At 50.1% G+C, this 12,142-nt stretch carries 14 protein-coding genes; 6 read left to right on the top strand and 8 right to left on the bottom strand.

From position 1 onward, the window contains the following. Positions 1–5: 5 nt before the first annotated feature. Both ACTG3Z_RS05605 and regB read right to left on the bottom strand, forming a co-directional pair. Entirely contained in the window at positions 6–1,583 is a 1,578-nt protein-coding gene (locus ACTG3Z_RS05605) for a PAS-domain containing protein (RefSeq protein WP_439141778.1), read from the bottom strand. Positions 1,584–1,662: 79 nt separating this feature from the next. Then, positions 1,663–3,069, bottom strand: coding sequence for a sensor histidine kinase RegB (regB, locus tag ACTG3Z_RS05610; RefSeq protein WP_439141779.1), 1,407 nt, complete (start codon positions 3,067–3,069; stop codon positions 1,663–1,665). 110 nt (positions 3,070–3,179) lie between these two features. On the opposite strand from regB, the gene ACTG3Z_RS05615 reads away from it, so the two are divergent. Together ACTG3Z_RS05615 and ACTG3Z_RS05620 are read left to right on the top strand one after the other, a co-directional pair. After that, complete coding sequence (locus ACTG3Z_RS05615; RefSeq protein ID WP_439141781.1) at positions 3,180–3,800, top strand: SCO family protein; 621 nt, start codon at positions 3,180–3,182, stop codon at positions 3,798–3,800. A gap of 74 nt (positions 3,801–3,874) precedes the next feature. After that, complete coding sequence (locus tag ACTG3Z_RS05620) at positions 3,875–4,429, top strand: ActR/PrrA/RegA family redox response regulator transcription factor (protein WP_439141783.1); 555 nt, start codon at positions 3,875–3,877, stop codon at positions 4,427–4,429. Positions 4,430–4,432: 3 nt separating this feature from the next. Here ACTG3Z_RS05620 and ACTG3Z_RS05625 read toward each other — a convergent pair whose 3' ends face one another. The 4 genes from ACTG3Z_RS05625 to ACTG3Z_RS05640 all read right to left on the bottom strand — a co-directional run bounded on the left by ACTG3Z_RS05625 (position 4,433) and on the right by ACTG3Z_RS05640 (position 7,102). Next, on the bottom strand, positions 4,433–4,981 hold the full coding sequence (locus ACTG3Z_RS05625) for a hypothetical protein (RefSeq protein WP_439141784.1): 549 nt from the start codon (positions 4,979–4,981) through the stop codon (positions 4,433–4,435). Positions 4,982–5,183: 202 nt separating this feature from the next. Beyond that, entirely contained in the window at positions 5,184–5,906 is a 723-nt protein-coding gene (locus ACTG3Z_RS05630; RefSeq protein WP_439141786.1) for a hypothetical protein, read from the bottom strand. Between the two features lie 117 nt (positions 5,907–6,023). Beyond that, positions 6,024–6,512 (bottom strand): GNAT family N-acetyltransferase, encoded by a 489-nt coding sequence (locus ACTG3Z_RS05635; protein WP_439141787.1) that lies wholly within the window; start codon positions 6,510–6,512, stop codon positions 6,024–6,026. Further along, positions 6,512–7,102, bottom strand: coding sequence for an HD domain-containing protein (locus tag ACTG3Z_RS05640; protein ID WP_439141788.1), 591 nt, complete (start codon positions 7,100–7,102; stop codon positions 6,512–6,514). Before ACTG3Z_RS05640 ends, ACTG3Z_RS05635 begins: the two co-directional genes overlap by 1 nt. An 82-nt stretch (positions 7,103–7,184) precedes the next feature. Between ACTG3Z_RS05640 and ACTG3Z_RS05645 the strand changes: the two genes are divergently transcribed. The 3 genes from ACTG3Z_RS05645 to ACTG3Z_RS05655 all read left to right on the top strand — a co-directional run bounded on the left by ACTG3Z_RS05645 (position 7,185) and on the right by ACTG3Z_RS05655 (position 9,891). Next, entirely contained in the window at positions 7,185–7,661 is a 477-nt protein-coding gene (locus tag ACTG3Z_RS05645) for a YHS domain-containing (seleno)protein (protein WP_439141790.1), read from the top strand. 109 nt (positions 7,662–7,770) lie between these two features. Then, positions 7,771–9,159 carry an adenosylhomocysteinase gene (ahcY, locus tag ACTG3Z_RS05650; RefSeq protein ID WP_439141791.1) on the top strand — a complete coding sequence of 463 codons (1,389 nt, stop codon included), beginning with the start codon at positions 7,771–7,773 and terminating at the stop codon, positions 9,157–9,159. A gap of 9 nt (positions 9,160–9,168) precedes the next feature. Further along, complete coding sequence (locus tag ACTG3Z_RS05655; RefSeq protein WP_439141792.1) at positions 9,169–9,891, top strand: extensin-like domain-containing protein; 723 nt, start codon at positions 9,169–9,171, stop codon at positions 9,889–9,891. Here ACTG3Z_RS05655 and ACTG3Z_RS05660 read toward each other — a convergent pair. Together ACTG3Z_RS05660 and ACTG3Z_RS05665 are read right to left on the bottom strand one after the other, a co-directional pair. Continuing rightward, entirely contained in the window at positions 9,888–10,655 is a 768-nt protein-coding gene (locus ACTG3Z_RS05660) for a GNAT family N-acetyltransferase (protein WP_439141794.1), read from the bottom strand. The genes ACTG3Z_RS05655 and ACTG3Z_RS05660 overlap by 4 nt on opposite strands. Positions 10,656–10,743: 88 nt before the next feature. After that, positions 10,744–11,355 (bottom strand): HD domain-containing protein, encoded by a 612-nt coding sequence (locus tag ACTG3Z_RS05665; protein ID WP_439141795.1) that lies wholly within the window; start codon positions 11,353–11,355, stop codon positions 10,744–10,746. A gap of 353 nt (positions 11,356–11,708) precedes the next feature. Between ACTG3Z_RS05665 and ACTG3Z_RS05670 the strand changes: the two genes are divergently transcribed. After that, positions 11,709–12,050: a DUF2853 family protein gene (locus ACTG3Z_RS05670; RefSeq protein ID WP_439141796.1), complete on the top strand. Its 342-nt coding sequence runs from the start codon at positions 11,709–11,711 to the stop codon at positions 12,048–12,050. The last annotated feature ends 92 nt before the right edge of the window (positions 12,051–12,142 follow it).

Genomic DNA, 12,142 nt, shown 5'->3' on the forward strand with positions numbered 1-12,142 from the left:
TTCGATCAAGCGACGGCGGAAGGTTTTTGCCGGACCTGCCTGTGCGCTGACTTTTGAACTTTCGGGAGGCTCAAAGATTGCAGGTTGGGCAAAAGTGTAACAAGGCTTGCACCAGACGCGAGCGGAGCAACGCGTAGCTCAACTGGTTGACCGTCTTTGCTGATGAGATTTGCGCTCCAAGCTTCGCGCTCCAAGCCTTCCGAAACGAAATTTCGAATTTCACCCCAAGCCGGGGTCGGTTGACAGGTCTTCTGACAAAGTCGCGTAATATCTTTGACTGACATATTGATTAGGTTTTGATCGGCGTCTTGTCCTAAAAACTCTAGCATAGCCGCGTTGTGTTGCTGCAAGTAGCCCGCTCTATTGAAAATGGCGATCGAATGATCGAGTGTATCAAGTGCTGACCGCGTGACATCGGCTTCTTCGCGAAAGCGGCGCGTTAGAGAGATTTCAGCGCTGATGTCCTCGAAAAGGAATGCGATTGCCCCATCCGGATGTGGACGCCCCGTCACCCGATAGGTGAGACCATTCGGAAGATGCCATGTTTCGCTAAAGTTATCATCGCTTGCAGCAAAAATAACGTCTGCAATCCGTTCACGCCAACTGGCGTAATTCTTTGGTTCGGGCATGATTTGATTATCGCGAAGTTGATCGAAAAAAGAGAATAGATTTGGACGTGCGGTAAGAAATTCTGGTCGAAGTTCCGTGAGATCAAAAAGCGAAGGGTTGAAGAGTACAAGCTGGCGGTTGCGGTCAAATATTGCGAGGCCAGTTGCGAGATGAGCAAATGTCTTAGCGAGTGTTTGAACAAAGTTGCGCTGGGCGGTTTCGGCGTTAACGACTGCATGAACGTCTGTTGCGAAGTAAAGATGACCATCCTCGAAGGATTGACGTGTGACATCAAACCAATGCGTGCGATTATGTGCTGGATCTTTCAAGGAAATGCGCTGTGCATTCTTTTCGAAATCCTGGGTTGGCGTAATTTCAAAAAGTGGAGCGTTTTTACGATCGATGCGTCGTGCCAGCGATTTGTAAAATGCGTTTGACCATTCAATCTTACCTGCTTTGTCGCTTTGCCAAACGGGGAACGGTGCATTTTCACTTACTGCTTGAACAAGCGCAATATTGGGCAGTGTGCTTAGAACGTTATGAACCGCGACATGACTCATGAAGTCGCTAATCTCGCGCTCGAACATAGTGAGTGAGAGACCGTCAACATGCTGCTCAATTTCGATCGTCATTGGGTCGATGTCGGAGAATGGCTGAAGTGATGTCAGAACAGGCGTCTCTGTTTCATTGATACACGTTGGTAAATCACCAAAACGGTGTTTCAAAGTATCTCGCAAGCACGTCCAATCTGGGTCCACAAGCTTTAGATCAGTCAAAAAGTCGCGCGCGTGTTCGTTGGTACAAACGAGTTTGCCAGCGTGATCAAATTCAAAAAGATACTGTCGTTTTAGAGGTATGACGCTTGGCTCTGTGGCGCGCATATCTGATCTGCCAAGAGTTTTGATGAAAGCAAAACTTGCCAAAGTGATGCTGAAAACCAGACCAATATCGACCCACGAGAGCGTAGTGAACATGCGAAATTCCCATTAAACCCCCTCTTTCATAGCGCGCTTATTCTTAATGAATGCTTAAGCCATATCGCTATTCGTAAATTTAGTAAGTTTGGTTTCGCACGTTTTCACCGGTCACTTCAGCGACATTGGAAAACGCGGCATCAACCTTTTCCCGAGGCCAAGTGACATCGATAACAGCACCAGTTTTTCCATTTGTTCTCTTGGCAAACTGAGATCCGCCATTAGAGAAGTGCAACTTTGCACCAGAGCGTTCGAGCAGCGTTTTTGCGATGAATAATCCGAGACCCATGCCCTCATACTCAGGCCGTTTTGCGCTTTCTTTTTCGGATTTTCGCTTGCGGACAAAAGGATCACCAATGCGCCCAATCAGGTGCAAGGGGAAGCCAGCGCCGTCATCGACAATGCGCACTCTGATCTCACTATCGCTCCAACTGGTTTCCACCCATATTGTTGTTTGTGCGAAATCGACGGCGTTCTGAACAAGGTTGCGCATGCCGTGGATAATTTCGGGTTTGCGAAGGATATCTGGTTGATCAAATAGATCAGCGTCGTGTTCTGCTTGCTCGAAGACAATCGCTTTTCCACGCTCCAGATGGGGTTCTGCGGCTTCTTCCAGAACGGCACTTAAGGGTGCCTTGCGCAGGTGCAGATCATCTTTGCCTGCGCGCCCCATTGATTGCAAAATATCGCGGCAGCGATCAGCTTGCTGAGAAATCAACGCTGCATCTTCGGCAAGTTCGGGCATGTCAGAAAGTTCATCTACGAGCTCAGAGCTAGCGAGCTTGATCGTTGCCAAGGGCGTGCCAAGTTCATGGGCTGCCGCAGCAACAACGCCACCAATATCTGTTAACTTCTGTTCTCGTGACAACGCCAAGTAGGTAGCTTGCAAAGCCGCAGCCATGGAATGCATTTCATTGGAGGTTTTCCAGCTATATGCACTGAGAAAGACCAGCGCGATAATGATCGCAACCCAATTGCCGAAGACAAAAACATCGGGAATACGCAGAATAAACCCTTCTTCAGTGCGCAAAGGTAGATGAAAAACAGCAAGCAGTGATACGATAACAAGCGCCATCACCCCTAGCATTACTGTGGATCGCAGCGACATCACCGCTGCGGAGACAGTGACGGGTCCCAGAATCAAAAGTGAGAATGGATTGTGAAGACCGCCTGTCAGAAATAGTAAAAATGACAGCTGCAAAAGGTCGAAAACAACCATTAACAAGTTCTCTGTTTCAGAGAGGCGCTTGTTTTCTGGAAACAAGAAGATCGCAACAAGATTGCCGATAACAGATGCGCCAATCACGAGACAGCACAGCAACAACTCAAGCTGCAAATTATACATCTGTTGGGCGACACTGATGGCGATGATTTGACCCGCAATAGCGGTCCAACGCAGCATGGTGATCGTGCGCAAACGGATCCAGTTGTGGCGTTGCGTACCGGAGCCGGTCATGAGTTGAGGGTCGTTGGCAGGCATAGTCATCCTTTATGTCGCAGGCGCTCACGCTTTGGTGCGTATGGAGGGGATTGCTCAAGCGGTAATTTAAGCTAAGTCAATGTCTAACACATTGAACGCCGACGACGGAGAAGTCTATGACTCGCCTACTTGCTATTTTCGCTGCTCTTGCAGTTGTTTTGGCTCTTTTTGGGGTGTGGTTCGTAACACAAGCCAACGAGAGCGATGATCAATTTGCACAATGCCGCATTGGGCAAGTTGCTGGTGGTGCCGGGCAGATTGGTGGGCCTTTCACATTGCTTGATAAGGCGGGCACTGAAGTCACCGATCAAGATGTCATCACGCAACCGTCGTTGTTATATTTTGGATATTCGTTCTGCCCGGATGTTTGTCCGTTTGATTTGTCTCGCAACGCGATTGCGACGGATATTTTGCAAGAGCGTGATCGCGAAATAACACCCGTCTTCATCTCTATTGACCCGAACCGGGATACACCTGAGGTCGTGGGAGAATTCGCTGACAATCTACATGAACGCATGATCGGTCTGACAGGAACGCCAGCTCAGGTGAAAGCTGCGAGCCAAGCGTATCGCACTTACTACAAAGCGCAGCCGGCAGACGATGAATTTTACCTCGTGGATCATTCAACGTTTTCTTATTTGGTTCTTCCAGAGCACGGGTTTGTCGAGTTTTTCCGTCGTGAAATTCAACCCGAGCAAATGGCTGACACGATCCAGTGCTTTGTAGACAATGCCTAAAACGCACAAAAGTTTGACGCTTCAAACCCTTAGGCGTAGGGTTTGCAAACGACGCTTTGAGGGGAGATCCTTGCGTGAACACTGAAGCCAACAAAAACATCGGTGAAGACAAAACACTTTTGCTTGTCGATGACGATGAACCGTTTTTGCGCCGTTTGGCCAAAGCTATGGAGAAACGTGGGTTCGAAGTGGAAACCGCAGGCTCCGTGGCCGCGGGAAGCGCGATTGCGACAGCACGCCCAGCGGCTTACGCGATTGTAGATTTGCGCCTTGAGGATGGCAATGGGCTCGACGTTGTCGAAGTGCTGCGAGAGAAGCGCCCTGATAGCCGTGTCGTTGTTTTAACGGGATATGGTGCTATCGCGACAGCTGTCGCCGCGGTTAAAATTGGCGCAACGGATTATTTGTCAAAGCCCGCAGATGCCAACGATATCACCAACGCACTTTTAGCGACGGGTGATGAATTGCCACCGCCCCCTGAAAACCCGATGAGCGCGGATCGTGTGCGGTGGGAACACATTCAGCGCGTCTATGAGCTATGTGATCGAAACGTGAGCGAGACTGCGCGCCGCCTGAACATGCACCGTCGTACTTTGCAACGTATCTTGGCAAAACGCAGCCCGCGCTAGAACTTACATCTGCATTTGGATCATTGTGCGCGCAGCGTTAAGGTCGCGCGACAGGACTTTTGCATCTTGCATGAGTGGCATCAGATCGGGTCGACCTGAAGTTTGAATGGCTTGCAATGTTTGATCCGTCCGCGCGGCACTGGATTGAAGCGATTGGATCAAAGACGCGCGGTAGGCACGCATTGCTTCATAGCGCGCCTTCAGTGCTGTTTTGCTTTCAGTTTTGTTAGCCACAGCCTGACGCATTGCAGCGATTTCAACATCTTGATCAGCCAAAAGCGTGGGTAGGTTCATGTGGATCTGATCCATCTGAACGATGCTTTCGTCTAGTGCGTCGCTCAGTTTGCGTGGCGAGGTGAAGGTTCTTGATGCGTTTAGGTGAAGTGCTTCTGTCATGGACAAAAGCTCATTCGATTGACCGCGTACAAGGCTGTGCAGGTTCAGATCAACCACTTCGTTTTTCATTGCAAAAGAGGGTTCAGACGGTTCGCCGCATCCAGCGAGAAGGCTGGTAAGCCCTAGAAAGCCGGCACATGTTATTTTACGGATCATACTCATCACTCCTCAACGTTGCTCAACTTTTGTGAGCATTCGGGTAGGAGTAGGGGGCTCAATTGGGGCAAGAATGTGATCAACTTTGAGTAACTCTAAGGCAAATGGTTAACGTTTTAGCTAAACTACAACCAGAAAACGCATTGACGTAAAACAGCCACCCTAGGGGGTGGCTGAGTTATGATCACGATGGATTGGTGTTTTACAGTAGCGAGATTGCAGAGCGCGCTGATGTTGCGTCGCGCGCAAGATTACGTGTTGCGCTAAGATGCCAGTCCAGACCCGTTTGCCCTTTGACTTTGGCGGCTTGCAAATTTTTATGTGCCTCATTTGCCTGTGCAGCACTTAGGCTTAGCGCCTCAGCAAGTTGTGCTCGGTTCGCTTTGATCACTTCAAAACGGTGAGCATACTGTTCTTCGCTGATCTGACCTGACTTCATACGATCGCTCAAAAGCGCGAGCTCGGTGTCTTGTTTCTTTAGCAGGTTTGGAAGGTCGCGAGATACGATATCCATGCTGTCATCAGCTTTGCCAATCGCGCGCACAAGCGCACTAGGAGAGACAAGCTCAACGCGTTTCGCAGCTTGCTTCTTGCCGCTCGCCGCGCCTGCGACAGCACCGATAGCACCACCCGCAACAGCACCAGTTACACAGTTTTTGGCATTACTTGCAGACAGTATAACCAATCCGCATCCCGCGAATGCGCCAATCGCGGCACCTTGTACGGTAGATTTACGAATGATGTTACGCGTCATAGCGTTCAATGCGAGCGCTTGATCTTGCATCTGAATTTCGTTGCTTGCGTTATGAACGGAGATCGTTTCGGGCGCGACGCCACGAGAGCTGAACATAGGTTCGTTTGATGGCAAACAGCCAGACAAAGCTATGGAGACGGTAAGTGTTAGAATAACCTTGGGTGCACGCATGAAATATTCCTCAATTGCGATCTTGCCTGTGCCGAATTCAAAAAAATATCCGGCTTTGTCGTCGGTTAGGCGTCAATTGGGGCACAATTGGGGCGAATGTTCGCGATTTTACATAAATTAAAGATCGAAGCGTTTGTGGTTCTTTCCCGTCACACGCCCATCAGAAAGAGCTGCGTCAGGATCAACCTTCCAATCGATAAAGCCCATCTTGGTATAGTAGCGTAGGCCACTGTCATTGTCAGAACGGATCGAAGCGTTGATCCATTCAAAACCCAGAGCGCGCATTTGTGTTGAGGTGGCTTCAAACAGTTTCGAGCCGATTCCAGCACCAACAACACCAACACGCACAAAGGTTGCGATACTTGCGGCTTCAGGTGGGAGATTGGGATGAGATTCAGCCCATTGAAACCCAACAATCTGTCCGGTTTCATCTTGTGCAACATTCCATCGTGCATGCGCGACTTTGCGTTTCGTCCAACTCTCAAGGTCACTTTCTTTGAGCGGGCTCAAATAGGCAGTGGTTCCGCCAATTTCGATAATTTCGTTCAAAATCTCAGTCATTTGCGAAAGATCTTTTTGGTCATACGCGCGAATAGTGACCTGCATCACATTTTCTCCAAGAGTATTAAATGGCGCGCGGTGAACTCGTTGCGCGCATCTAAAGGAGGGCGCAATCTTATCGAAAGCCCAGCTGTGAGGTTTGTATCGAGCTTGCCGAAGATCTGATCGGCCTCGCTTTGTGAAAAGCCAGCGATTTGCTCTGCTTCTAGCCGTGCGCTGACTTTATCCGCTTTCTTGATTTGTTTCTTAATTGCGACGGGGATCGTCGCAGGCAGCCCAAAACGAATGTGAATGGCAGCTGTGAGGCGCTCATCAAGCTCGCCGTAGCCTGATCCAACCGCCGCTTTGACGGGACTGATCATGTCACCAATGACATATTCAGGCGCATCATGTAACAAAGCAGCCAGTCGCCATTTAACAGATGCGCTGGGCTGCATGCGGGTGAAAAGCGTTTCCACCAGCAGCGAATGCTCAGCGACAGAATAGGCAAAATCCCCTTTAGTTTGGCCATTCCAGCGCGCCACAAAGGCAAGACCGTGGGCGATATCCTCGACTTCTATATCCACAGGAGTGGGGTCCAAAAGGTCAAGACGACGACCAGATAACATACGTTGCCAAGCACGTTTTTGTGACATGGGGAGACTCCGCGACAATCAATTCCTAGCTTGGGATCAAGATGTAACGCAGCCAACCCTTGGATGAAAAGGAAACTTACTCATGACCCTCACACGCCGCTCCTTTACCACGCTTGCTGTTGCAAGTTTCGCGACCAGCCTTGCAATGCCCGCTTTCGCCACAACCGAGCCGCGCTGGTACAGCAAAGGCGATAATCTTGTGGCAGGCGGGCGCGATGTTGTTGCCTACTTTAGCCTTGATAGTGGCGATGGCGTTTTGGGCAGTGACGCGTTCATGGCAAAGCACAAAGGGTCTGTTTTCCATTTTGCCAATGCGGAAAACCTAGCGACATTCCAAGGCGACCCTGACAAATATGCGCCGCGCTTTGGTGGATACTGCGCCTTTGCGATGTCGCGTGGGTATTTTGCGCCAGGTGATCCTAATGCATGGTCTGTTCACGAAGGTGCGCTTTATCTGAATGTCTCAAAAACGATCCGCGCGCGTTGGGCGTTGCGTCGTGCGTCGCATATTGCTTCGGGTGACAAAAACTGGATGACCCATTTCCCTGGTGAGAGATAAGTCACGATTTTGCTGCTCTCTTAACTTCCTTTCGGCTTTTATTTGATGGAACAGGCACACAGTGCTAAGTGCACAACAGAATAATAAAATCTTCGAGGAGAGCGGCAAAATGGCCAATGATTATATCGTAAAAGACATCGCGCTTGCGGACTTTGGTCGCAAGGAACTGGATATTGCTGAAACGGAAATGCCGGGCCTGATGGCGCTGCGTGAAGAGTTTGGAACTGAAAAGCCGCTCAAAGGCGCGCGCATTGTCGGCTCGCTTCACATGACGATCCAGACAGCGGTTCTGATTGAAACATTGGTTGAGCTGGGCGCGGACGTGCGCTGGGCGTCATGCAACATCTTTTCCACGCAAGACCACGCTGCGGCGGCGATTGCAGCGGGCGGCACGCCTGTCTTCGCAATCAAAGGTCAAAGCTTGGAAGAGCACTGGGACTACCTTGATAAATCCTTCATGTTCCCAGAAGGCGCGAACATGATCCTTGATGATGGTGGCGATGCAACGCTCTACATTCTTTTGGGCGCGCGCATGGAAGCGGGCGAAGATGTTTTGGCCGTGCCAACATCTGAAGAAGAAGAAGTTATCAAAAAGCAAATTCAGAAGCGTATCGCTGAAACACCGGGTTGGTTTGCAAAGACGAAAGCGGACATCAAAGGTGTTTCTGAAGAAACAACAACGGGCGTTCACCGCTTGTACGAACTCCAGCGTGAGGGCCAACTGCCATTCCCTGCGATCAACGTGAACGACTCTGTGACGAAGTCCAAGTTCGACAACAAATACGGCTGTAAAGAGTCCCTCGTTGACGGCATCCGCCGCGCGACAGATACGATGATGGCCGGCAAGGTAGCAGTAGTCATGGGCTACGGCGATGTGGGCAAAGGTTCTGCTGCGTCCCTCGCAGGTGCGGGTGCGCGTGTTAAGGTGACTGAAGTGGACCCGATCTGTGCATTGCAGGCGGCGATGGATGGCTTTGAAGTTGTGACGCTTGAAGACGCCGTTTCTACGGCTGATATCTTTATCACGACGACAGGCAACAAAGACGTGATCCGCATCGAGCACATGCGCGAGATGAAGGACATGGCGATTGTTGGTAACATTGGCCACTTCGACAACGAAATTCAGGTCGCATCATTGAAGAACCACAAGTGGACGAACATCAAAGAGCAGGTCGACATGATCGAAATGCCAAACGGCCATCGCTTGATCCTGCTCTCTGAGGGTCGTTTGCTGAACCTTGGTAACGCAACGGGCCACCCGTCTTTCGTGATGTCTGCATCGTTCACAAACCAAGTTCTCGCACAGATGGAAATCTGGCTACGTGGTAATGAATACAAGAACGAAGTCTACATTTTGCCCAAGCACCTCGACGAGAAAGTCGCGCGTTTGCACCTTGATCGTATTGGCGTGAAGCTGTCCAAGCTTGACCCAGAGCAAGCGTCCTACATCGGCGTTTCACCAGATGGTCCTTTCAAGCCTGAGCATTATCGTTACTAATACGCTCTTATGAGTGAAGAATTTGAAAAGCGCCGCAGTCCTTTGAAACGGAGTGCGGCGCTTTTTGTTTTGGTCTCTGTGCTGTTGCTCGGCTCTGCTTTGATGCGCCATCCAGATACGCCGCTACCACCACGCTGGAATGTGTTTGAGCCCTTAGTGGTGAGTGATGCAATTACGCCCTTAACAACTTGGAAGTTGGATTGGGCCACGAGCGATCCCAAGCTTTGTAAAGAGATTATGCAGGATGCAGGGCGCATTACTGAGATGGAGGATCTTGTACTAGACGGTGATTGCGGGATCGAGGGGCGCGTGCAGCTTAGACGGGTTGGTGATGCTGATATTGGTCCCATTGAAACCGCTTGTGCGACGGCATTGCGAACAGCGATGTGGGAGGAGCACGGTGTTCAACCTATCGCCCAAGATCTCTTTAGCGCGCGCGTGAGCAGAATCCGTCACGTCGGATCTTACAACTGCCGGCGTATTTCAGGATCTTCCCGGATGAGCACGCACGCAACAGCAAGCGCAATCGATATAACGGGTTTCGATCTTAGTGATGGCACGCGCATTCGTTTGCTCAAAGACTGGGACAACGATGACGCCAAGGCGCAATTCTTACGCGCGGTGCGCGATACATCATGCGATTGGTTTGGAACCACACTCGGCCCAGATTACAACGCTGCGCACGCTGATCACTTTCACTTGCATAACACTGGCTGGGGAACGTGCCGTTAAAGACCTGTGTCGTCTCGCATCAGGCGAAGCTTCAACCAGTTTGCGCGTTTCGGATCAGCACCCTCAACAACGTAACCAGCGTTTCGCAGCGCTTTCATCGACTTTGCATTTTCTTCGTGAACACGCGCGATAAGTGATGTCAGCCAAGGATTGTCGCGCAAGGAGCGCGTGGTGAACAGTTTGACGACATCGCGGCCAATACCTTTGCCCCAGTATGGACGGCCAATCCAAAAGCTGATCTCGGCGCTTGAAGGATTGTCTTGCTCAACATCATATTCAAGACGTACCTGACCCACGAGATCGCCATCGCGCATAATTGCGTAGACCTGATGGTGGTTGCTTGCGTTCGACAATTCGATCAAAGCCATCGCCATATCGTCACTCAATGGATTCGGATAATCCTCTGGCATAAAGTGCCAGACCTCAGGATCATCCAGTAGTGCTTTGTAGGTTTTCAGATCGCTAGTTCCCCAAGCGCGCAACAAGTATTGCGGCTGAAGCGGGATCAAATCTGCATTCATTTTGGCACGTGGTTTTGGCTCTATTGTATCAAATGAGATTGCCGGTGCGAGTGTTAGATCATCTTCGCAATCAGCACGAACCCATCCCTGCTGCATCGGGTCAAACGCAAGCGCGGTTCCGTCGGCATCGTGCATTGCAAGATCAGAAGAGCTGAGAACGCCAGCACTGCGCGTACGAATGGGCGTTTGAGCGGGGATATCGAGTGGCGATATCACTTGCGACGGCTTACGATATTTCTTCATTTCCACGCTCCCTATTTCTGATTGTTACACTCAGAAATAGGAGGGGCAGGCAGTATTTCAAGAATTTGCCTTCTGTTTTACCTACTTCTCAAGGGTGAGTGGTCAAAGCGGTTACAGCACCCTCTTTAATGATCGCTGCGTCATAGGCTTTACGCGCAAAGACTTCGCGTACGAGCGGCTCGAAGCTATCAAGCGAGTCTTGCTCATATTTAGGGTCGAACGAGGATTGGTCCCAGCGCTCGCAAAACTCTGCGCAGCTTTCAAAGCAAGGATGGTCTTTGAATTGATCGCGCGCGTTCTCGTCCCAGCCATAGTGGCGACCGTAATAAAGCATTTGAAAAATGCCATGATGCTCGACCACCCAAGATACATCCCAACGCACAAACGGGCGAATGACCTCTGCGGAAAAGCGATCATGATTTTGTGGTGCAAGCCCATCACCAATGTCGTGCAAAAGGGCACCGACGATCCAGTCAATATCAGCGCCGTCGCGACGCGCACGTGTCGCGGATTGAAGGGCGTGATCAAGACGTGTGATTTTGTAGCCCTCCAGCGATACCTCACCCTGTCGGCGTAACTCATCAAGGACGCGATCGGCGGTCAAAGTGAGGTAGGGCTTTTCAAGCTTTTCCAGCAGCTCATAGTCTTCTTTGGTGCCGTCTTTCATCTGCGTAAAAGAGACTGTGTTTACTTCGCTCATATCGACTCTCCGCTTGTTTGATAAAGCCTAACCAGTTGCTGTTCATCTTTAGACAAAGTGTTTGGCTCATGCAGCAGTTCTTCTTCATAATATATCAGTCATGATGATAACGAAATGTACACGCTGGATATAGATATGCTGTCTCGAACGGATCACATCATGCGAACAAGGCTTCGAACGAGGGAGGTATGTTCCCGGCCCAAAGAGGCCTCTGAAACGTCGTTTTACCTATTGGGGGGAATTCATGCACTACAATCCCCATTGATCTGTAGGTAATTATCGCTAACCTCTTGCGAGCTTCGGCACTCACACATGCAATATATGCAGTTGCGGCTGCAAACGGGAGAAACTTGATGGGAAAACGTGACGACTTGATCGCTCAGTATGCAGATGATCTGAAAAACAAATGCGGTATGACGCCCGACATGGACTTGCTGACAAAAGTCACAATTGGCTGTGGTCCAGCGATTTATAACGCGGATGCATCTACCGTTGCAGGAAGCCAACCTTCCGAGCTTGAGACGGTCAAAAAGAACTTCCTCATCAAAAAACTCGGTTTGTCTGATGGCCCTGAATTGATAGACGCGATCAACAAAGTGATTGAAGTTTACGGCAAATCAGAGCGCAACAAGTACCGTGCGGTTGTTTATTACATGCTGACAAAGCACTTCGGTAAAGAAGCTGTATACGGCTAACATCTATCGGTTTTGAATTAGATAGGGCGTTCTTCGGAACGCCCTTTTCGTTTGGAACGATCAAATTTTCTAATTATTTGAATGACTTGGAG

Source organism: Planktotalea sp. (assembly GCF_965659345.1).
Classification (GTDB): Bacteria; Pseudomonadota; Alphaproteobacteria; order Rhodobacterales; family Rhodobacteraceae; genus Planktotalea.

Bases quoted from the DNA above. Each gene is read 5' to 3' on its own strand.
- ACTG3Z_RS05605 (WP_439141778.1), bottom strand. From the start codon at position 1,583: ATGTTCACTACGCTCTCGTGGGTCGATATTGGTCTGGTTTTCAGCATC.
- regB (WP_439141779.1), bottom strand. From the start codon at position 3,069: ATGACTATGCCTGCCAACGACCCTCAACTCATGACCGGCTCCGGTACG.
- ACTG3Z_RS05615 (WP_439141781.1), top strand. From the start codon at position 3,180: ATGACTCGCCTACTTGCTATTTTCGCTGCTCTTGCAGTTGTTTTGGCT.
- ACTG3Z_RS05625 (WP_439141784.1), bottom strand. From the start codon at position 4,981: ATGATCCGTAAAATAACATGTGCCGGCTTTCTAGGGCTTACCAGCCTT.
- ACTG3Z_RS05630 (WP_439141786.1), bottom strand. From the start codon at position 5,906: ATGCGTGCACCCAAGGTTATTCTAACACTTACCGTCTCCATAGCTTTG.
- ACTG3Z_RS05635 (WP_439141787.1), bottom strand. From the start codon at position 6,512: ATGCAGGTCACTATTCGCGCGTATGACCAAAAAGATCTTTCGCAAATG.
- ACTG3Z_RS05640 (WP_439141788.1), bottom strand. From the start codon at position 7,102: ATGTCACAAAAACGTGCTTGGCAACGTATGTTATCTGGTCGTCGTCTT.
- ACTG3Z_RS05645 (WP_439141790.1), top strand. From the start codon at position 7,185: ATGACCCTCACACGCCGCTCCTTTACCACGCTTGCTGTTGCAAGTTTC.
- ahcY (WP_439141791.1), top strand. From the start codon at position 7,771: ATGGCCAATGATTATATCGTAAAAGACATCGCGCTTGCGGACTTTGGT.
- ACTG3Z_RS05655 (WP_439141792.1), top strand. From the start codon at position 9,169: ATGAGTGAAGAATTTGAAAAGCGCCGCAGTCCTTTGAAACGGAGTGCG.
- ACTG3Z_RS05660 (WP_439141794.1), bottom strand. From the start codon at position 10,655: ATGAAGAAATATCGTAAGCCGTCGCAAGTGATATCGCCACTCGATATC.
- ACTG3Z_RS05665 (WP_439141795.1), bottom strand. From the start codon at position 11,355: ATGAGCGAAGTAAACACAGTCTCTTTTACGCAGATGAAAGACGGCACC.
- ACTG3Z_RS05670 (WP_439141796.1), top strand. From the start codon at position 11,709: ATGGGAAAACGTGACGACTTGATCGCTCAGTATGCAGATGATCTGAAA.